17 protein-coding genes and 1 pseudogene are annotated in these 18,891 nt (G+C 75.4%); 4 read left to right on the top strand and 14 right to left on the bottom strand.

The features are described from left to right. Positions 1-370 precede the first annotated feature (370 nt). From ABD990_RS02885 to ABD990_RS02845, 9 genes and pseudogenes are all read right to left on the bottom strand, one after another. Positions 371-2,116 (bottom strand): annotated as a pseudogene (locus tag ABD990_RS02885) (ComEC/Rec2 family competence protein); the annotation flags it as partial. Between the two features lie 395 nt (positions 2,117-2,511). After that, positions 2,512-3,654, bottom strand: coding sequence for a helix-hairpin-helix domain-containing protein (locus ABD990_RS02880; protein ID WP_345378117.1), 1,143 nt, complete (start codon positions 3,652-3,654; stop codon positions 2,512-2,514). Between the two features lie 256 nt (positions 3,655-3,910). Beyond that, positions 3,911-4,756, bottom strand: coding sequence for a DegV family protein (locus ABD990_RS02875; RefSeq protein WP_345378565.1), 846 nt, complete (start codon positions 4,754-4,756; stop codon positions 3,911-3,913). Between the two features lie 220 nt (positions 4,757-4,976). Further along, positions 4,977-5,777: a diglucosylglycerate octanoyltransferase gene (gene octT, locus ABD990_RS02870; protein WP_345378116.1), complete on the bottom strand. Its 801-nt coding sequence runs from the start codon at positions 5,775-5,777 to the stop codon at positions 4,977-4,979. Further along, a complete protein-coding gene (locus tag ABD990_RS02865) occupies positions 5,764-6,390 on the bottom strand; it encodes a histidine phosphatase family protein (RefSeq protein ID WP_345378114.1) in 627 nt (208 codons plus the stop codon). Before ABD990_RS02865 ends, octT begins: the two co-directional genes overlap by 14 nt. Continuing rightward, positions 6,387-6,773: a ribosome silencing factor gene (gene rsfS / locus ABD990_RS02860; RefSeq protein WP_345378113.1), complete on the bottom strand. Its 387-nt coding sequence runs from the start codon at positions 6,771-6,773 to the stop codon at positions 6,387-6,389. The genes ABD990_RS02865 and rsfS overlap by 4 nt, the downstream gene beginning before the upstream one ends. 75 nt (positions 6,774-6,848) lie before the next feature. Next, on the bottom strand, positions 6,849-7,463 hold the full coding sequence (nadD, locus tag ABD990_RS02855; RefSeq protein ID WP_345378112.1) for a nicotinate-nucleotide adenylyltransferase: 615 nt from the start codon (positions 7,461-7,463) through the stop codon (positions 6,849-6,851). A gap of 128 nt (positions 7,464-7,591) precedes the next feature. After that, positions 7,592-8,203, bottom strand: a complete 612-nt coding sequence (locus ABD990_RS02850) for a TetR/AcrR family transcriptional regulator (protein WP_345378111.1) — start codon at positions 8,201-8,203, stop codon at positions 7,592-7,594. Positions 8,204-8,234: 31 nt separating this feature from the next. After that, a complete protein-coding gene (locus ABD990_RS02845) occupies positions 8,235-8,858 on the bottom strand; it encodes an alpha-ketoglutarate-dependent dioxygenase AlkB (RefSeq protein WP_345378109.1) in 624 nt (207 codons plus the stop codon). Positions 8,859-9,000: 142 nt separating this feature from the next. Between ABD990_RS02845 and ABD990_RS02840 the strand changes: the two genes are divergently transcribed. Continuing rightward, the gene (locus ABD990_RS02840) at positions 9,001-10,188 is read left to right on the top strand and encodes an MFS transporter (RefSeq protein ID WP_345378108.1); all 1,188 of its coding nucleotides are present in this window, start codon (positions 9,001-9,003) and stop codon (positions 10,186-10,188) included. A 1-nt stretch (position 10,189) separates the two neighbouring features. On the opposite strand, the gene ABD990_RS02835 is transcribed toward ABD990_RS02840, so the two are convergent. The 3 genes from ABD990_RS02835 to ABD990_RS02825 form a co-directional block, all read right to left on the bottom strand. After that, entirely contained in the window at positions 10,190-10,759 is a 570-nt protein-coding gene (locus ABD990_RS02835) for a TetR/AcrR family transcriptional regulator (RefSeq protein ID WP_345378107.1), read from the bottom strand. 68 nt (positions 10,760-10,827) lie between these two features. Then, positions 10,828-11,190 carry an SPW repeat domain-containing protein gene (locus ABD990_RS02830; protein WP_345378106.1) on the bottom strand — a complete coding sequence of 121 codons (363 nt, stop codon included), beginning with the start codon at positions 11,188-11,190 and terminating at the stop codon, positions 10,828-10,830. Between the two features lie 133 nt (positions 11,191-11,323). Further along, on the bottom strand, positions 11,324-12,337 hold the full coding sequence (locus ABD990_RS02825; RefSeq protein ID WP_345378105.1) for an iron-siderophore ABC transporter substrate-binding protein: 1,014 nt from the start codon (positions 12,335-12,337) through the stop codon (positions 11,324-11,326). Between the two features lie 95 nt (positions 12,338-12,432). Between ABD990_RS02825 and ABD990_RS02820 the strand changes: the two genes are divergently transcribed. Then, the gene (locus ABD990_RS02820) at positions 12,433-13,272 is read left to right on the top strand and encodes a S41 family peptidase (protein WP_345378103.1); all 840 of its coding nucleotides are present in this window, start codon (positions 12,433-12,435) and stop codon (positions 13,270-13,272) included. Positions 13,273-13,312: 40 nt separating this feature from the next. Here ABD990_RS02820 and ABD990_RS02815 read toward each other — a convergent pair whose 3' ends face one another. Beyond that, positions 13,313-14,743 carry a vWA domain-containing protein gene (locus tag ABD990_RS02815; protein WP_345378102.1) on the bottom strand — a complete coding sequence of 477 codons (1,431 nt, stop codon included), beginning with the start codon at positions 14,741-14,743 and terminating at the stop codon, positions 13,313-13,315. Between the two features lie 10 nt (positions 14,744-14,753). Further along, positions 14,754-15,638, bottom strand: a complete 885-nt coding sequence (locus tag ABD990_RS02810) for an AAA family ATPase (RefSeq protein WP_425569364.1) — start codon at positions 15,636-15,638, stop codon at positions 14,754-14,756. 154 nt (positions 15,639-15,792) lie between these two features. Here ABD990_RS02810 and ABD990_RS02805 point away from each other — a divergent pair, with 154 nt between their 5' ends. Continuing rightward, positions 15,793-17,886 carry a RecQ family ATP-dependent DNA helicase gene (locus ABD990_RS02805; RefSeq protein WP_345378098.1) on the top strand — a complete coding sequence of 698 codons (2,094 nt, stop codon included), beginning with the start codon at positions 15,793-15,795 and terminating at the stop codon, positions 17,884-17,886. A gap of 474 nt (positions 17,887-18,360) precedes the next feature. Beyond that, the gene (locus ABD990_RS02800) at positions 18,361-18,819 is read left to right on the top strand and encodes a DUF6918 family protein (protein WP_345378097.1); all 459 of its coding nucleotides are present in this window, start codon (positions 18,361-18,363) and stop codon (positions 18,817-18,819) included. Positions 18,820-18,891: the final 72 nt, after the last annotated feature.

Genomic DNA, 18,891 nt, shown 5'->3' with positions numbered 1-18,891 from the left:
AGAACCACGCCGGGCCCGGGGGACGCGTTCCTCCGGGCCCGTCGTCGTCCCGCGTGCCCCTCGCTCGTCCGGACCCGCCGATGCCGGGCTCCGGGGAACCGTGGGGTCCGGGGCGCCGGCGCCCCGCACGGGAGCGGCGTGGGGCCGGGAGCGGGTCCCCGCGGGCGACGAGCTCGTCGGTACCGGTGAAGGCCACGTCGCCGGACTGGTCGGTCCGCCGCACGACGGCACCCGACGCCGTCAGCAGGTCGAGCACCCCGGGGTTCGGGTGCCGGTAGGTGTTGCCCGCACCCACGCTGACCAGTGCCACGCGCGGCGCGACGGCCCGCAGGAAGTCCGGGCTCGTCGAGCGGGAGCCGTGGTGCGGCACCTTGAGCACCTCGGCCCGCAGGTCCGCGCCGCCGTGGAGGAGGTCGGCCTGGGCGTCGAGCTCCACGTCCCCGGTCAGCAGGACGCGACCGGCGGGCGTGGTCGCGCGGAGCACCACGGACGTGTTGTTCACGGCGGTGCCGTCCTCGCCGTCGACGTACTCCGGTGCGCGGTCCGGGGCCAGGACGTCGAGTGTCAGGGCGGGCCACGTCAGGCGCCGGCCCGCCGTCATCTCCAGCACCGGCGCTCCGGCCTCCGCGGCCTGCTGCGCGATCCGACGCAGGGCGCCGGCCGGCTCGTGCGCCGGTCCCAGTGCCACCCCACCGGCCGACCGGCCCCGCAGCGCGCCCGCGAGCCCGCCCATGTGGTCGGCGTGCAGGTGGGTCACGACCACCAGCGCCAGCGCGTCGACCCGGAGGCGACGCAGGCAGGCGTCCGTCGGACCGTCGTCCGGGCCCGCGTCGACGAGGACCGCCTGCCCGGGCACGCCCGTGGCGAGGACCAGCGCGTCGCCCTGTCCGACGTCGCAGGCGACCACGACCCAGTCGGGGGGCGGCCAGCCGGGGCGGACCACGCGGGTCGGCACCAGGACCAGCGCCAGCCCGATCACGACCGCCAGGACGAGGAGCCGGGAACGGCGGTAGCGGACGAGCACCACCAGCACGAGCAGCACGCCGGTGAGCAGCAGCGCACCGCCCGGACCCGCGGGCCAGGGGAGCACGGCACCGGGGACCGCGGCGGCGCGGTCGGCGACCAGCACGAGCCACGCGACGGCGGGTCCGGCGAGCCATGCGCTCGCGGTGGCGGCGGCCGCCGAGAAGGGTGAGACCAGCGCGGCGAGCACCCCGAGGACTGTCGCCGGAGCGACGGCGGGCACCACCAGCAGGTTCGCCAGGATCGTGACGAGGCTCAGCCGGCCGCTCAGCCCGGCGACGAGCGGGGCCGTCGCGACGCAGGCGGCCGCCGGGACCGCGAGCATCTCGGCCACGCCCTGCGGCACTCCGCGCCGCTGCAGCGCGGCGGCCCAGCCCGGTGCCACCAGCACGAGCGCGGCCGTGGCGAGGACGGAGAGGGCGAATCCGAGGTCGACCGCGAGCGCCGGGTCGACGACCAGCAGGACCAGCACCGCCGCCGCGACCGCCGGCACCGTCGAGCGGCCGCGGCCGAGCGCGAGCGCCAGCAGCACGATCCCGCCCATCACCGCGGCCCGCACGACACTGGGCGACGGCCGGGCGAGCACCACGAAGCCCAGGACGGCCGCTCCGGCCAGGACCGCGGCGAAGCGTGGATCGGCGCGGAGGAGGCGGAGCAGGCCCAGCACCGCGCCGCCCACGATGGCGAGGTTCGCCCCGGACACCGCGGTGAGGTGCGTGAGCCCGGCGGCGCGGAAGTCCTCGTCGACCTCGGTCGTCTGCTCGCGGGTGTCACCGACCGCGAGGTCGGGGAGCAGGCCCGCCGAATCCTCCGGCAGCACGTCCGCCGCCCGGCTCAGGCCGTCCCGGAGCGCACCGGCGGCGGTCTGCCACCACGGCGGCGGGGTCACTGCGGTCGGGGCCCCGGGCACCCGAAGGACCGCGAGGGTCAGGTCGGCACGCTGGGCGGGCAGGAGCAGGCCCTCGGTGGTGACCGTCTGCCCGGGCAGGAGGTCGCGCCAGCCCTCGGCCGGGGCCAGCAGCAGCACGCGGCCGCCGGACCGCCACTCCCCCGCGCCGACCGCCGCCCTCTCCAGCTTCGCCGAGGCCAGCATGCGATCGGCCCCGAAGTCGGCACCGTAGGCCGGGCCGCGCAGGGGCCGTGGATCGTCGGTGAGCGTGACGCGGAGGACCGCGGCCGAGCCGCGCTCGGCGGCGGCACGCAGGGGGTGGTCGTGGACCTGGAGGGTGTGGATCCCCGCGAGCAGGCCCACCGCCAGGGCGCACCCTGCCGCGGCGATCAGCGCGAACCGGCTGCGGCCGGACCTGCGCCGACGCACGGCCACGACCAGGGCGACGAGGGCGACGGTGCACGCGACGAGGGCGGCGAGAGGCCCGCCGAGCACCGCGCAGAGCACCGCCGCCCAGGCGGCGAGGGCCGCCGGGACCAGGCGCAGGTCCGGCCGGGCTCGCGGCTCCTCGGCGAGCGCGCGGCGGTCGTCCCGCGGCCTCATACCGTCACCAGCTCCCGGAGCTGGCTGAACCGGCGTTCGCCGATGCCCTCCACCTCGCGCAGCTGGTCGACCCGGGCGAAGCGGCCGTTGCGGGTGCGCCAGTCGAGGATGCGTTGCGCGGTGACCGGCCCGACCCCGGGCAGCCCGTCGAGCTGCTCGACCGTGGCACGGTTGAGGTCGATCTTCCCGGCGGGTGCCGCACCGCCGCCTCCCGTCGGGGAGCCTCCCGTCGGTGAGCCTCCGGTCGGTGAGGCTCCTGGCGGTGCGGCACCGGCCGCTGCACCGGCGGCGTCGGCCGCGGCCGGGACACCGACCGCCACCTGCTCCCCGTCGGCGACCCGGCGCGCCAGGTTGAGGCTGGTCAGGTCGGTCCCGGGCAGTGCGCCGCCGGCCGCCTCGAGGACGTCGGCGACCCGGGCGCCGTCCGGGACGCGGACCAGGCCGGGCCTGCGTACCTTCCCGGAGACGCTGACGACGAGCTCGGTCGGCGTGGCCGTCGGCGCCGCCGTCGCGGTGGTGGTGCTGCTCGACCCGGTCGCGCTGTGCAGCGAGACCGTCGGCAGCGGCGGCACGTGCTCCGCCCGCGGCCGGGCGCTCCAGACGCCGACGGCGGCCACGACGGCCGCCACCGCCGCGACCAGCACCAGGGCGACAGCGCCCGCGCGACCGGGATCCAGCCGGGCGCCACGCCAGGCCGCCGGGACCCACCGCGACGCGACCCGCGTGAGCCGGCCCGGGCGGGTGCCGGGCGCGCGGGCGGGTGGCTCCTCGTCGGGCCACTCGTCCGCGGGTGCGGCGTCGTCGTCGCGGAACGGCTCGTCGGACCCGGCGAGCAGCGCGGCGAAGTGCGGATCGCCGGGTGTGCTGTCGGCGGCGTGCGGCCGCGCGGCCGGGGCCGGGCCGGCTACGGGAAGCGGAAGGGTGGGCGGATCGTCGAAGGCGGTCCGCCCGGGCGGGAGCGCCGGTCGGAGGACGAGCGGGAGCGGTGCGTGACGCGGCGGACGGGTGCCGGGTGCGGGTGCTTGCGCGGAGCGCGCCTCGTGCGCCCTCCCGCCCGTGGGGTACGGGCGGCCCACGGGTGTCCCGAGCAGCGCGGACAGCCGCGCCGCGGACCGGGTGTGAGGGGAGCTCCGTGCCACGACCGCGACGCTAGGGCCACCGACGGCCGTTTCCGGGCCGGGTGCGTCGCCTGTGGACGGAGAGGTCGGGGTGGGGACAGAACGGCTCGCCGCGACCGGCGTCGCCCGGATGCGTCGGCGCTGCGGTGCAGGATGGGCGGAGGACTGTCGTGTGCGAAGGCCGCACCCCACCGCACCACCATGCGCGGGCGTCGAACCCGTCGCCGCCGACCGGGCGCGACGCGCGACTCCCCCGGCATGACCGTGCCCCGACGCGCTACCCCCGCGGCACCACCACGACCCCCAGGGCGCCGTTGCCGACGTGGGCGCCGATGACGGCGCTGATCTCCGAGACCACCGGCCGCGGGGAGCGGGGGAGGCGTTCGGCGAGGCGGTCCGCCAGCTCCTCCGCCCGTTCGGGGACGCCGAGGTGGTGCACCGCGACGTCCGCCTCCCCACCGGCGGCGGCGACCGCGTGCTCCACCAGCCGCTGGGTCGCGCGGGCGGAGGTGCGCACCTTCTCCAGGGCGGTGATCCGGCCGTCGACCAGGTGCAGCAGCGGCTTGACGGCGAGCACCGTCCCCAGCACGGCCGCGGCGGCACCGATCCGGCCGCCGCGGCGGAGCCGGTCCAGCTCGTCGACGCAGAAGATCACGCGGCAGCGCGCGGCCACGGCGGCGGCGGCCTCCTCGACCTCCGCGGGCTCCGCGCCCTCGGCGGCGGCGCGGTCGGCGGCCAGGACCGCGAAGCCCAGGCCCATCCCCATCGCGCGGGAGTCGACGACCCGGACGCGGTCCGGGTCGACCTGCTCGGCCGCCAGGCGGGCCGCCTCCCAGGTGCCCGACAGTTCGCGGGACAGGTGCACGGAGACGACCGCGGAGGCCCCCTCGGCGAGGAGCTCGCGGTAGGTCCCGGCGAACGCCTCGGGGGTGGGGCGCGAGGTCTGGACGTCGAGGCGGCGGTCCGCGATCGCCGCGCTCAGCTCGCCGGGACCGATGTCGACGCCGTCGCGCACCACCCGGTCCCCCAGCCGCACCTCCAACGGCACGACGCGCACGGCGCCGGCCAGGGACGACGGCAGGTCGGCGGTCGAGTCGGTCACCACCGCGACCCGGCCCGCCACGCTCTCGGCACCGGCGCGCCCCGCCGCGCCCGCGGCCTCGCCCGAGTCGTGGTCGGCACCGTCCACCGCGGCGCCGCTCGTGTCCGCGCAGCCGAAGGTCGCGGTGTCGGCTCGCTCGGTCACGGCTGCGGACCCAGCGTGGAGCTCCGTGTCGGGAGCGGGATCGGGCACGGGGCCGAACCTAGAACCTCGTCAGTCGATCTCCAACCACCGGCGCCGTTCACCGCCGTGGCGCTCCCACGACCGGCTGCGACCCGACGCCGTGTGCCGTACCGGGCCGGGCCCCCTCGCACCGCTCCCACTCCCCCCTCAGCAGGTCGGCGAGCGTCTCCCCCACCCGGCGGTGCGCCTCCCAGCCCCAGTGCATCCCGTCCGGGTTGCCGTGCCCGCCGAGGACGTGCGCCGCGACCAGGGTCGGCGCGTCGAGCACCCGCACCCCGTGCGCGCCGGCCCAGGCCCGGGTGGCCCCCTCGGCCGCCGTGCGTCCGGCGTGGACGCCGCCGTAGACCGCGGCCCGGTGCACGGACGGCAGCATCGCGACGACCGGGATCCCGGGCCGCAGCGTCGTCACCGCCGCGCGGCACCGCTCCAGGTAGGAGATCGTCAGCCGCGGCGGGAGCGCGACCGGGCCGCCGCCGGGCAGCGAGGCGAACGCCCGCGACAGCCAGGGCTGGGCCCGCAGGTACGCGTCGCGGACGTGCCCGCGGACGGCTGCGGGACGCACGACGGGGATCAGCTCCCGCAGCGCCGTCGGCAGCGGCGAGGGCAGGGCGTCCATCCCGCCCACCCCGAGCACGAGCGCGTCGATCCGCGGCATCGTCGCCCACACCCGCGGGTCGTGGGTCAGGGCGTGCCAGGCGTGGCGGGCCGTCCAGCCGATCCCGGCGACGAGCTCGACCCGGCCGCCGAGCGCGGTCGCCGCGACCTGCGGCCAGATCCGCGGGTGGTCGGCGGGTTCGGCCCGTTCGGGGCCGTGGAACGCGAGCGAGTCGCCCAGGACCAGCAGTTCAGGTGGTGACACCGATGTTGTACCCGGACAGCCGCCAGCGCGGGTGGTCGGCGCGCCGCGCGACGACCGCCCACTTGCAGTTCCCCATGCCGCCGATGATCGGCCAGACGGCCTCGGGCAGGTCCAGCAGCCCGGACACCAGGCCGCCGATCATCCCGCCGTGCGCCACGATCAGCAGGGACTGCGCGCCGGGCTCCTCGGCCAGGTCGGCGTCGATCTCCTCGACGACGGGCAACGACCGCCGCACGACGTCCACCCGGGACTCCCCGCCCGGCGGCGTCCAGCGCGGGTCGCCGCGCCACTCCGCGATCTGGCCCGGGTAGTCGACCTCCACCTCGTCGACGCGGCGGCCCTGCCACTCGCCCAGGTGCGTCTCGCGCAGTCGCGTGTCCAGCTTGACCGGCAGGCCGAGGACGTCCGCGATGGTGTTCGCCGTGTCGACCGCGCGGGTGAGGTCGGAGCTGACGATGCGGTCGAAGGGCATCGCACCGAGCACCGGGGCGGCCCGCAGCGCCTGCTCCCTGCCCTCCTCGGTGAGCTGCGAGTCGATGTGCCCCTGCATGCGGCCGGCGACGTTGTAGTCCGTCTGCCCGTGCCGCAGCAGGACGACCCGGCGGAGCGTCACACCGACTCCTCGGGCGGGGTGGTGCGGGCCTCGGGGAAGTCGATGGCCGGGCAGTCCTTCCACAGCCGGTCCAGCCCGTAGAAGCCGCGCTCCTCGGTGTGCTGGACGTGCACCACGACGTCCGTGTAGTCCAGCAGGACCCACCGGCCCTCGCGGGTGCCCTCGCGGCGGGTCGGCTTCACGCCGTGCTCGCGGAGCTTCTCCTCCACCCCGTCGACGATCGCCTGGACCTGCCGCTCGTTGGGCGCCGAGGCGAGGACGAAGCAGTCGGTGATCACGAGCTGCCCCGACACGTCGAGCACGACGATGTCCTGGGCCAGCTTGTCCGCGGCGGCGGTCACCGCCACCCGGGCGATCTCCACCGCCTGTGCCGTTGCCGCCACTCGGCCTCCCTCCGCGCGGCCGGACATCGGCCCTCGCACCCACCAGTGTCGCAGGCCGCGCGCGGTGGGTCCGGTTCAGGCCGGGATACCCGCCCCGGCGGGCGCCTCGGAGGTGTAGAGCCGGCGCTTGGAGATGTACTGCACCACCCCGTCGGGCACGAGGTACCAGACCGGCCGGCCGGCCGCGACGCGGTCGCGACAGTCCGTCGACGAGATGGCCATGGCCGGGACCTCGACGAGCGTGACCGCGCCCTTGGGCAGGTGCGCGTCGGCCAGCTCGTAGCCGGGCCGGGTCACGCCGACGAAGTGAGCGAGCGTGAACAGCTCGTCCACCTTGTGCCAGGACAGGATCTGGGACAAGGCGTCGGCGCCGGTGATGAAGTACAGCTCTGCGTCGGGCACCGCGGCGTGGATGTCGGCCAGCGTGTCGGCGGTGTAGGTGGGCCCGCCCCGGTCGATGTCCACCCGACTGGTCGTGAACCGCGGGTTCGACGCCGTGGCGATCACCGTCATCAGGTACCGGTCCTCGGCCGGGCTCACGTCCCTCGCCGCCTTCTGCCAGGGCTGGCCGGTCGGCACGAAGAGGACCTCGTCGAGCGCGAACCGGTCGGCGACCTCGCTCGCCGCCACCAGGTGGCCGTGGTGGACGGGATCGAACGTCCCGCCCATCACCCCGATCTTGCGCTGCATCGCGGCAGGATATCCCGCCCCGACGGCAGGCAACGGAGATACGGGCGTCACATCCCGCCGCCGGCGGTCGCCCGTCCGGGCCCCGTCTTCCCGCCGCGGTGCCCGACCTCGTCGATCCGGAGCCCCGCTCAGCCGGCCGGCTGGACGGTGGCCACGCGGCCCCGGGCCTGCTCGCACCGCTCGGCGTACGCGGCCGCCGCGGCGGAGTGCGCCTCGGCGACCTCCGTCGCGTCACCCGTGCTGAGCAGGTCGAACTGCAGGCCGCGCCACAGGGCGACGATCTCGCGCCCGATCGTGCCCGCCTCCGGGTCCGGCACGCCCTCGGCTCGCAGCCGCCCGGTGACGAGGTTGGTCCAGTCGTGTCCGACCCGCGCCAGGAACTCGTCGAACCGGCCCGGCTGGTGCAGCGCCACGCCGTAGATCTCGAAGAACAGCCTGTGGAAGGGGTGGTTCTCGCGCGCGGCGATGCCGGTCCAGCAGGCGTCGAGGCGTTCGCGGAGCGGTCCGGGCCCGTCGAGGGCCGTCAGCGCGGCGGTGAAGGTCGGGAAGCGCGACGAGGCCGTGATGAGGGCCTGCGCGACCAACTGCTCCTTGGAGCCGAAGTAGTACAGGAGCATCCGGTTGTTGGTGCCGATGGCCCCGCCGAGCCGGCGCAGCGTGAGCCCCGCGATGCCGTGCTCGAGCACGTAGTCCGCGATCAGGCCGAGCAGCCGGTCCCGCTCGGACTCCGGCGCCCCCATGGCGCCACCGTACCGAGGGCAGGACCGACGGTCAGGAGCGCTCGTAGGCGTGGCGGAACTGCACGCTGATCCGGGCCGAGGCGGAGCGCACCTTCGGAACGCTGTGCTGCCAGGTCCGCTGGCAGGTCCCGCCCATCACGAGCAGGTCGCCGGGGCCGGGGAGGAAGCCGACGGAGGCGCCGCCGCCGTGCGGCCGGAGCCGGAAGGGCCGCACCCCGCCCAGCGAGATCAGCCCGACGAGGGCCGTGTCCCTCTCCCGGGCCACCCGGTCGCCGTGCCAGGCGACGCTGTCCCCCCCGTCGCGGTACAGGTTCGCCCCGACCTGCGTGAACTCCTCGCCGTAGCGCTCGCTCAGCAGGCGTGCGGCCTCGGCGAACACGGGTTCGGGCACCCCCTGGTCGACGGTCCAGCGGTGCGTGAGCCGCGGCTCGGGCAGCACGCGCTCGTACATCCGGATCTCCCGCTGCGCCCACGGCGTGCTCTCCAGGAGGCGGGCGAACAGCTCGTCCGCGCCGCGGAGCCAGCCCGGGACGAGGTCCACCCAGGCTCCGGCGCCCAGCTCGTGCCGGACCAGCCCGTGGAAGCCCGGGTCGACCTCGACGGCGGGTGCGCCCTCGTCGAACAACGAGGGCTGCCACACGAGGTCCACTCCCATGGGCCCGACGGTACCCCTTGTCGAACATCGGTTCGAGTCCTTCGTTCGATCGCGTCGCTCGTACGTCATCGGCGACGTGGGTATGATCTCAACATCCGGAACTGCTTTCCCAATCACTGGTACGGCCGCGTACGGTCCGTCCATGCCCACCACCACCGCCTCCCGCCGCCGCTGGGTGGTGCTCGCGATCGGCGTCCTCGCCCAGACCTCGGCCTGCTCGTTCGTCTACGGCGTCCCGTTCCTGGTGCCGGGTCTGCGGGACGCGCTGGGGCTGTCGCTGGCGGCCGCGGGCACCTACGTCGCCGCGCCGACCACCGGACTCCTCCTCACGCTGATCGCCTGGGGTGCGGTCGCGGACCGGTTCGGCGAGCGGCGGGTGATGGCGTCCGGCCTGCTGCTGGCGGGTCTGGTGGTGGGCACGGTGGCACTGCTGCCCCATCCGGGGCACGCGGCCGTGCTGGGCCTGCTGGCCCTGGGCGGAGCGGCGTCGGCCAGCGTGTTCGCCGCGAGCGGGCGCATGATCATGGGCTGGTTCCCGCGGACCGAGCGCGGGCTGGCGATGGGCATCCGGCAGACCGCGCAGCCGCTGGGCGTCGCGCTCGCCGGACTCGTGCTGCCGAGCCTGGCCGAGCGGATCGGCACGATCGATGCGCTGATCGTCCCGGCGGTCCTGTGCGTGGTCTCGGCCCTGCTGGTGGCCGCGTTCGCGCCGGACCCGGAGCGACCGCCACGGGCCGAGGGGGCGCGCGAGGGCTCGCCGTACGGGACTCCGCTGCTGTGGCGGGTGCACGCCGCGAGCGCGCTGCTCGTCGTGCCACAGTTCGCGATCAGCGCGTTCGCGACCGAGTACCTGGTGCGTCAGCAGGGCTGGAGCGCCGCGGGGGCGGGGGCGTTCGTGGCGGCGATCCAGATCGCCGGGGCGCTCTCGCGCATCGGGTCCGGGGTGTGGTCGGACCGCGTCGGCTCGCGGCTGCGCCCGATGCGTCAGATCGCCGTCGGGGCGGCGCTCGTGCTCCTGGTCTTCGCCCTGGGCGACGCCGTGGCCCCCTGGCTGGCCGTCGCCGCGCTGGCCGTCGGCGGGATCGTGACGGTCGCCGACAACGGCCTGGCCTTCACCGCCGTCGCCGAGATCGCCGGCGCGACCTGGTCCGGGCGGGCGCTGGGGATCCAGAACACCGGGCAGAACGTCGTGTCGTCGCTGACCCCGGTCGCGCTCGGCGCGGTCGTCGGGGCGGCGGGGTACGCCCTCGGGTTCGTGGTCGCCGCGGCCGCGCCGCTGGCCGCGATCGCCCTCACCCCGGTCCGCGACGAGCCCGAACCCAGCTGGTGAGTCAGCCGATGCCGGCCTCGAGCGCGGCGGCGAGGAAGCGCAGCTCGGGCCGCAGGTCGACGCGCGCGGGCGACTCCTCGTCGGCGTGCCGGTACACGGAGTGCCGGTAGCTCAGCGTCGACGCCAGCAACACCGCCGCGCTGTCGACGCCCGTGCCGTCGCCCTCCCGCGCGGCCAGCAGCACGGCCCGGATCTCCTCGACGAACCGGTCGAACCGGCCGTGCAGCGCGTCGCGCACCGCGGGATGGGTGTCGGCCTCGCGCCAGAGCAGGTGGGAGAGCACGGCGGAGGAGTCGAGCCGCTCGTCGAGCACGGCGACGAGCCGGCAGAGGCTCTCCGTGACGTCACCGGGCACGACCACCGCGGCGCGGTGCACGGTCTCCTCGGGCAGCCGTTCGACCAGCGCCGACAGCAGGTCGACCTTCTTCGTGAAGTAGTAGTGCACCAGGCCCTTCGGCACGTCGGCGCGTTCGGCGATCTTCGAGGTGGGCGTCGCGTCGAACCCCCGCTCGGCGAAGAGTTCCTCCGCCGCGGCGAGGATGCGCTCGCGCGCCGGTTCCGGTGCGGTCATCGCGTCCCATCCTGCACGCGCGAGGGGCCGCGAGCCCCGCGGGTCGCGGCCCCTCGACGTCGAACCGATCAGTGCGTTCCGGCCAGCCCGCGGTGGGCGCTGGTGGCCGCCGGCAGGGCGCTCGCGGCGACGAGCACCGCGAGGACACCGGCGACCCACGAGGTCCACGCGGCGCCGGTGAGGTCGCTGTAGCCCATCACCCACGGGGCGATGAACAGCAGCACACCGACGACGCCGTGCCCGTACTCGCTCGCCACCGAACCCGGTGCGGCGAGCGACCACAGGGCGGTCAGGGCGAGCACCACGCCGAGGACGACCAGCGTCCACGCCGCGGCCGCGTCCGTGGCCACCACGACGGGCGACAGGGCGGTCAGGACACCGATCACCAGGGCGACCCAGTCCTGCCACCGCGTCCACGCCTTCGCGGTCATCACGATCACTTCCCTCCAGGAGGACTTCCCGATGCCTCAGGTGTACGCCTTGACTGGCCGCCCGGTCAACCGGCATCGAGTGATCCACCTCGCACCGACCGATCGGGCCCGCCGGCCGGCCGGGGCGAGGTCCTCAGCGGCGGCTGCGGGCGGCCGCGTCGGCGAGGATCGGCAGGTAGGCGTCGAGCACCCACGGGATCGAGAGCACCGAGGGCGAGGAGCTGGCCGCCACCCGGTCCGCCCCCACGATCGGCGCGTAGCCGCCCGCCTTCACCGCCGGCATCTCCTGCACGGCGGGGTCGGCCAGGAACGCCGCGTCGAGGTCCGGCGTGCCGAAGAAGCCGACCAGCAGGTCGGACCGCAGCCGCGGCACGAGCTCCGCGCTGACCGTGTAGTAGACGGCGTCGCCGCTTGGGGCGTTCTGCTCGACGAAGGGCGCGGACGTCATGCCGAGGTCCTCCAGCAGCCGGACCCGGACGTCCGTCGGCCGGAAGATGCCGAGCTGCCCGCCGTCCATCCCGCCCGTGTACGCGAAGGTCGCCCCCTCGAGCTGCGGGTACTCCTCGACCGCCGCGGCCAGCCGGGACTGCGTGGCCACGACGAGCTCCTCCGCCCGGGTGCTGCGACCCAGCGCCCGGCCGGCGATCCGGGTCTGCTCCTGCCAGCTCGTGGCGTACGGCGCGTCCGGGTAGGCGACGACGGGCGCGATCCGGGAGAGCGTGTCGTACTCGTCCTGGGTGAGGCCGGAGTAGGTGGCCAGGATCAGGTCGGGCTGCGCGGCGGCGACCGCCTCGAACGCGATCGGCTCCAGCGACCGCCCGACGACCTGCGGCATCGGCTTGCCGGCCAGTGCCTCGCGGACCCACGGGAGCACGCCCTCGGCGTCGCCGCCGTAGTCGAAGAACGGCATCGCGACGGGCACGACGCCGAGCGCGATCGCCACGTCCTGGTTGGCCGCGCTCACCGTCGCGACGCGGGTGGGCTCGGCCTCGATCGTCGTGGCGCCGAGCCGGTGGGTGATCGTGACCGGGAAGCCGTCGCCGCCGCCGGAGGACGGGATGCCGCCGCCGGACGCGCACCCGGTGAGCGTCAGCGCGGCCAGACCGCCCGCGGACAGGACGAAGGATCGGCGGGACAGGGTCGGCACGTGCGGGCTCCCGGGTCGTCGACTGTCGAACATGGTGAGCCTAACCTCAGTTTTGTCCGGATCGGACGGGTCGGGACGGACGCCATACTGGGTCGGTGATCGGGCGCGGCAGGCGGGAGCGGAAGGCCAGGGAGAGCTCGGAGAGGGCGGTGGCCGCCGCGCTCGACCTCCTCGAGGGGCGGGCCCTGCACGCCGACCGGGTCGACTGGGCCGCCGCACGGAGGGACGTCCGGGGGGCGCTCGACGATCCCGAGCAGCTCGAGCTGAAGCTCTTCCACCTGGTCAGGCAGGCGGGCGGGCCGCACGGCGGGGTCCGCCGGGCCCGGCCGGGCACCGGCGCGCCCGACCTGCCGACGGTCGAGGAGCAGGGCGAGGCGCTCGTCGTCACCCTGCCGTCCTGCCCGGACGAGGCGTCCCGGGCCTACGTCGACGCCGCCCGCGCGGCCCTCGACGGGCGCTTCGCCGCCCGCTGGATCGTCGACCTGCGCGGGACCGGGGGCGGGTCGATGTGGCCGCTGCTCGCCGCCGTGGCGCCGCTGCTCGGGGAGGGCGAGGTGGGGGCGCTCGTGGACCGCGAGGGCGAGCGCACCCCGTGGACGGTGCGGGACGGCGTGGTCTCGCTGGGCGGGACCCCGCAGCTCCAGGGCGCGCCCGGCCAATTCGACGGGCCCGTCTCCGTGCTCACGGACGGGAACACGGCGAACTCGGGCGAGGCCGTGGCAGTCGCCTTCCGCGGGCGCCCCGACGCACGCTCCTACGGCGCCCCGACGCTCGGCTTCAGCACCGGCGTCGAGTCCGCGCCGCTCCCGGGTGGGCTGGTGCTCACGGTCGCGACCAGCCGGTTCGCCGACCGCACCGGCCAGCTGTACGGCGGGCCGGTCCCGCCCGACGTCCCGAGCGACGACCCCCTGTCCATGGCGCTCTGGGACCTGTGAGTGCGGATCGCCGCTCCGGCGGCCATCGCCGGACGCGACCTCAGACGGGCAGCAGGGCCTCGACGACGTCGGCCAGCTGGCCCGCGGTGCGGCACTCGTGCATCGGCAGGACCTCCGCGTAGCGGTGGGCGGCCGAGTCGCCGGTCCCCCACTGCCGCTGCGGCTCGGGGTTGAGCCAGTGCGCGTGCCGGGCCTGCCCGGTGAGCCGGCGCAGCACCGCGAGGTTGGGGTCGCGGTAGTTCGTGCGGGCGTCGCCGAGGATCAGCAGCGAGGTCTTCGACGTGATCGCCTCGCCCCAGAACTCGGCGAAGCTGCCGAGCGCGTGCCCGTAATCCGAGTGCCCGTCGAAGGCGGTGAGGTCGGCCTCGCGCAGCACCCGCTGCATCACCCCGGACAGCTCGGCGCCGGGCTCGAACAGGTGCGTGACCTCGTCCGTCTTCTCGACGAACGCGAACACCCGGACCTTCGAGAACTGCTCGCGCAACGCCTGCACCAGCAGCAGCGTGAAGTGCGAGAAGCCCGCGACCGAGCCCGAGACGTCGCAGAGGATCACCAGCTCGGGGCGTCCCGGTCGACGGGTCCTGTACGCGGGCTTCATCGGCACGCCGCCGGTGGACATCGAGCGGCGCAGCGTGCGCCGCATGTCCAGCTGCCCGCGCTTGGCGTGCTTGCGGCGCACCGCGAGCCGGCTGGCCAGCCGCCGGGCCAGCGGGTGCACGGTGCGGCGGAGCTGCGCGAGCTGCTCGGCGTAGGCGGAGAGGAACTCGACCTGCTCGGCCTGCTTGGGCACCGCGGTCTTCGCCACCTGGTCGCGCCCGCGCTGCTCGGCGGTCCGGCGCCGCACCTCGTCCTGCACCATCTTGCGGAAGCGCGCGATCCGGTCGCGGATCTCGCGGCGGCGAACCTCGTCGGTGAAGTCGTCCGTCGGGTCGCCCTCCTGGCGCATCGCGTCGAGGATCCGGGCGAGCAGCGTCTCCGGCGACATCAGCCGCAGCGCCTGGTAGGCCGACCAGCTCGGCTGGCCGTTGACGCCCTGCACGCCGGTGCCGCTGGCCCCGGCGGTGCCGAGCGCGTCGACGGCGGCGCGGGCGAGCTCCCGCAACGCCTCCTCGTCCCCGGCCAGGAGGAGGTCGGCGAGGAGGTCGCGCAGGGCGTCGACGTCCACGGGCCCCTCCGAGCCGTCGTCGGTCCGGGCCCGCGGCACCTCCACCTCCTGGGCACCGAGCCCGAGGGCAGGCGGGAAGTAGAGGTCGAACAGGGTGTCGAAGACCTCGCGCTGGCCGGAGCGGCGCAGCAGCGCGGACGCCAGCCCCTCGCGCAGCTCGCGCCGGCGCAGCAGGTCGAGCGCACCGACGACCTCGGCCGCGTCGACCGTCTCGCCCGGCCCGACCGCCACGCCGTGCCGGCGCAGGGCGCCGACGAAGTCGACGAGGTGACCCGGCAGCCCGTGCTCGGGAGTCGTGACGGCCATCGGGGCCTCCTCAGTTCAGGCGCAGTTCCGCGCTCGCCTTGACCTGGTCGGACTGGTGCTTGAGGACGACGCCCAGGGTCTGCCGGACGGCGTCGTCGTCGAGCGTGTCGAGGCCGAGGGCCAGCAGCGTGCGCCCCCAGTCGATGGTCTCCGCGACCGACGGGACCTTGCGCAGCTCCATGGCCCGCAGCACGCGCACGGTCCGCACCAGCGCGTCGGCCAGCGCCTGCGGCAGCTCCGGCACGCGGGTCAGCACGATCCGGCGCTCGAGGTCCGGGTCGGGGAAGTCGAGGTGCAGGAACAGGCAGCGCCGCTTGAGCGCCTCGGACAGCTCGCGGGTGGAGTTCGACGTGAGCAGCGCGAACGGCCGGCGGCTCGCCGTCACCGTGCCCATCTCCGGGATCGAGACCTGGTAGTCCGACAGGACCTCCAGCAGCAGGCCCTCGACCTCGACGTCCGCCTTGTCCATCTCGTCGATGAGCAGGACGGTCGGGTCCTCCCGGCGGATCGCGGTGAGCAGCGGCCGCGGGAGCAGGAACTCCTCGGAGAACACGTCGTCCCGGGTGGCGTCCCAGCTCTCGTGCCCCTGCCCCGCCGTGATGCGCAGCAGCTGCTTGGCGTGGTTCCACTCGTAGAGCGCGCGGGCCTCGTCGATGCCCTCGTAGCACTGCAGGCGCACCAGCCCCGACCCGGTCGCGGCGGCCACGGCCTTCGCGAGCTCGGTCTTGCCGACGCCGGCGGGACCCTCCACCAGGAGCGGCTTGCCGAGCCGGTCGGCGAGGTACACGGTCGTCGCGACGGCCGTCGACGCGAGGTAGCCGACGCCCTCGAGGCGCTCGGTGACCTCGTCGACCGATCCGAACAGCGGTGACTGGGTGGCCTTCACCCGGATCATCCTGCCTTGCGGGGGTGGGCCTCGCCCAGCCGTGTTGCCGATCGGACGTTCAGTTGGGGGTGCGTGATGCGTCACACCCCGCCGAGCGCGGTTCCCCGCGCCGGATCCCCGGGGCCGGTCGGTTCCTGTCGGGGGGTGCCGCCACGATGGGGGCATGACGACCACGCAGCCCGATCTCCGTTCCCGCGCCGAGGAGCTGCTGCAGACCCTCGCGGGCGAGGGCGCCCGGCTGCGCGAGGACCAGTGGACGGCGATCCACGCCCTCGTCGCCGAGCACCGGCGCGCGCTGGTCGTGCAGCGCACCGGCTGGGGCAAGTCCGCCGTCTACTTCCTCGCCACGGCGCTGCTGCGGGAGCAGGGCGCGGGGCCGACCGTGATCGTGTCGCCGCTGCTCGCGCTGATGCGCAACCAGATCGACGCGGCCACGCGCGCCGGGATCGTCGCCGTCACCGTCAACTCGGCGAACCTCGACGAGTGGGAGCAGACCTACGCCGAGATCGCCGCCGGTGAGGTGGACGTGCTGCTCGTCAGCCCGGAGCGGCTGAACAATCCGGACTTCCGCGACCGGGTGCTGCCCGAGCTGACCCGTACGGCGGGGATGCTCGTGGTCGACGAGGCGCACTGCGTCTCGGACTGGGGACACGACTTCCGGCCGGACTACCGGCGGCTGCGCGCCCTCATCGCCGAGCTCCCCGAGGGCATCCCCGTGCTCGCCACCACGGCGACGGCCAACGACCGCGTGGTCACGGACGTGACCGAGCAGCTCGGCCTCGGGTCCGGGCAGCCGCTGGTGCTGCGCGGCTCGCTCGACCGCGCGTCGCTGCGGCTCTCGGTGGTGTCGATCGACTCCCCCGCCGAGCGCCTGGCCTGGCTCGCCTCGCGGCTCGACGAGCTGCCGGGCGCGGGGATCGTGTACACGCTCACCGTGCAGGCGGCCGAGGAGGTCGCGGAGTTCCTGCGCGAGCGCGGGTACGCGGTGCGCGCCTACACGGGCAAGACGGACGCGGAGGAGCGGCTGGACGCCGAGGCCGACCTGCTGGCGAACCGGGTGAAGGCGCTGGTCGCGACGTCGGCGCTTGGGATGGGCTTCGACAAGCCGGACCTCGGGTTCGTCGTCCACCTCGGGGCGCCCTCCTCCCCCGTGGCCTACTACCAGCAGATCGGGCGCGCCGGACGCGCGCTGGACCGGGCCGAGGTGGTGCTCCTGCCCGGCCGGGAGGACCGGGAGATCTGGGCGTACTTCGCCTCCCTGGCCTTCCCGCCGGAGCCCCTGGTGCGGCAGACCCTGGCCACGCTCTCCGACCAGCCGATCTCCACCGCCGCGCTCGAGACGCGGGTCGACCTGTCCCGGACCCGGCTGGAGATGCTGCTCAAGGTCCTCGACTCGGACGGGGCGGCGCGCCGCGTGAAGGGCGGCTGGATCGGCACCGGGGCCGACTGGGTCTACGACCGCGAGCGGCACCAGCGGATCGCCGCCGCACGCAAGGCCGAGCAGCAGGCGATGCTCGACTACCTCGCCACGGACGAGTGCCGGCTGGTCTTCCTGCGCCGTCAGCTCGACGATCCCGACCCGACCCCGTGCGGCCGCTGCGACGTGTGCACCGGCACGGTCCGGTCCCCCGAGGTCTCCGCGGAGGTGTCCGCGGCGGCGGCCGAACGCCTGCAGAAGCCGGGCGTGCAGATCGCTCCGCGGCGCATGTGGCCGAGCGGGATGAAGGAGATCGGCGTCCCGGTGTCCGGCCGGTTGAAGGCCGACGAGCTGGCCGAGCCCGGCCGCGCGGTCGGGCGGCTCTCCGACATCGGCTGGGGCACGCGGCTGCGCGAGCTGCTGGCCGGGCCCGACCGGCCCGTCCCGGCGGACCTGCTCGACGCCGTGGTGCGCGTGCTCGCGGGCTGGGACTGGGCGCAGCGGCCGGTCGGGGTGGTCGGGATCGGGTCGCGCACCCGCCCGCACCAGCTCGAGCACCTGACCCGGCGGATCGCGGAGATCGGCCGGCTGCCGCTGCTCGGCACGCTCCCGCCGGCCGGCGAACGCCCGGGCACGCACGAGAACTCCGCGCAGCGGCTGGCCGCGGTGTGGGAGGCCTTCGACACCGCCGCGCTGCCCGATCTCTCGGGCCTCGACGGACCGGTCCTGCTGGTCGACGACCTGGTCGACTCGGGCTGGACGATGACCGTCGCGGCCCGCGCCGTCCGCCGCGCCGGCGCCCCGGCCGTCCTCCCGCTCGCGCTGGCCCTGGCGGGCTGACCCGCTTTCGTGCGGCCGTGGGTCGGGGCGCACCGCGCCCCCTACGCCCCATGATCACTGGTCGTGGATGGGAAGAGTCGAGATTCGACCGTCCTGCTCCACGACCGGCGATCTTGTCAGTGAATCTTGGCAGCGCTCCACGGATCTTCTGGCGGCTCCCCGGGTCCGTCAGGAGCCCACGGTAACGGCGCGGAGCAGCATGATCATCGGCGGTGGAGCGGGAGGGTCGGATTTCGACCGTCCTGCTCCAGAATTGGTGATCTTGTCGGCGGGCTCGGCGGATCGTGGTTGCACGGGCCGCTGCCGTACGGCTGCTCCCGTCCGGCGGGTTCCCGGCCTCCGGCGCCGAACCCGTCGCCGCCTACCGCACGCGCTGTAGCCGGGTGCTCACGGGGCCCGTCAGGGTGAATCACACCTGTGTACTACCTTCCGGGCTCGCCCGCACCGACTCCCCGTGAGAGAGGACGAGCCCCCGTGACGCAGACCCTCGAGACCATCCTCACCGATCCCGCGCGCCGGCCCGCCGTCGTCGCCGACCTGAACGAGCTCGTCGGGCAGGAGGTGAAGGACAAGGGCGGCATGTCCGGCGCCGCCGTCAAGCTCGGCTACCAGACGGTGTCGAAGATCAAGCCGGGCGTGGTGCCCGCGGCCGTCGACCGCATGCTCCCGCAGTTCGCCGGCGCGCTGCAGCCTTTCTACGCCGACTACCGGGCCACCGCCTCCGGCACCGATTTCGGTACCTACCTGGCCGGCCGTCCGGAGGCCGCGGACGCCCTCCTCGGCGTCACCGACCGGCGCGCCGAGAAGTCGAGCTCGGACGCGTTGAAGAAGGCCTACTCCAAGCTGCGCCCGAACGCGCGCAAGAACGTCGAGGAGGCCCTGCCCCGCCTCGGCACCCTGATCGGCAGGCACGCCGCCTCGGCCGGCGCCTGACCGACCGACCCCGCAGGCCGGCGGAGCCCGGGGCGCCGACGACGTCGCCCCGGCCCGCCCGTCAGGCCAGCC

This window comes from Pseudonocardia yuanmonensis, from assembly GCF_039542425.1.
GTDB lineage: Bacteria > Actinomycetota > Actinomycetes > Mycobacteriales > Pseudonocardiaceae > Pseudonocardia > Pseudonocardia yuanmonensis.
Note: the sequence above shows the minus strand (reverse complement) of the source record. Positions and strands in the feature narration are given on the sequence as shown.

Coding starts and splice junctions, on each gene's coding strand:
- ABD990_RS02815 (WP_345378102.1), bottom strand. CDS start 14,743: ATGGCCGTCACGACTCCCGAGCACGGGCTGCCGGGTCACCTCGTCGAC.
- ABD990_RS02810 (WP_425569364.1), bottom strand. CDS start 15,638: ATGATCCGGGTGAAGGCCACCCAGTCACCGCTGTTCGGATCGGTCGAC.
- ABD990_RS02840 (WP_345378108.1), top strand. CDS start 9,001: ATGCCCACCACCACCGCCTCCCGCCGCCGCTGGGTGGTGCTCGCGATC.
- ABD990_RS02835 (WP_345378107.1), bottom strand. CDS start 10,759: ATGACCGCACCGGAACCGGCGCGCGAGCGCATCCTCGCCGCGGCGGAG.
- ABD990_RS02845 (WP_345378109.1), bottom strand. CDS start 8,858: ATGGGAGTGGACCTCGTGTGGCAGCCCTCGTTGTTCGACGAGGGCGCA.
- nadD (WP_345378112.1), bottom strand. CDS start 7,463: ATGCAGCGCAAGATCGGGGTGATGGGCGGGACGTTCGATCCCGTCCAC.
- ABD990_RS02850 (WP_345378111.1), bottom strand. CDS start 8,203: ATGGGGGCGCCGGAGTCCGAGCGGGACCGGCTGCTCGGCCTGATCGCG.
- ABD990_RS02805 (WP_345378098.1), top strand. CDS start 15,793: ATGACGACCACGCAGCCCGATCTCCGTTCCCGCGCCGAGGAGCTGCTG.
- ABD990_RS02830 (WP_345378106.1), bottom strand. CDS start 11,190: ATGACCGCGAAGGCGTGGACGCGGTGGCAGGACTGGGTCGCCCTGGTG.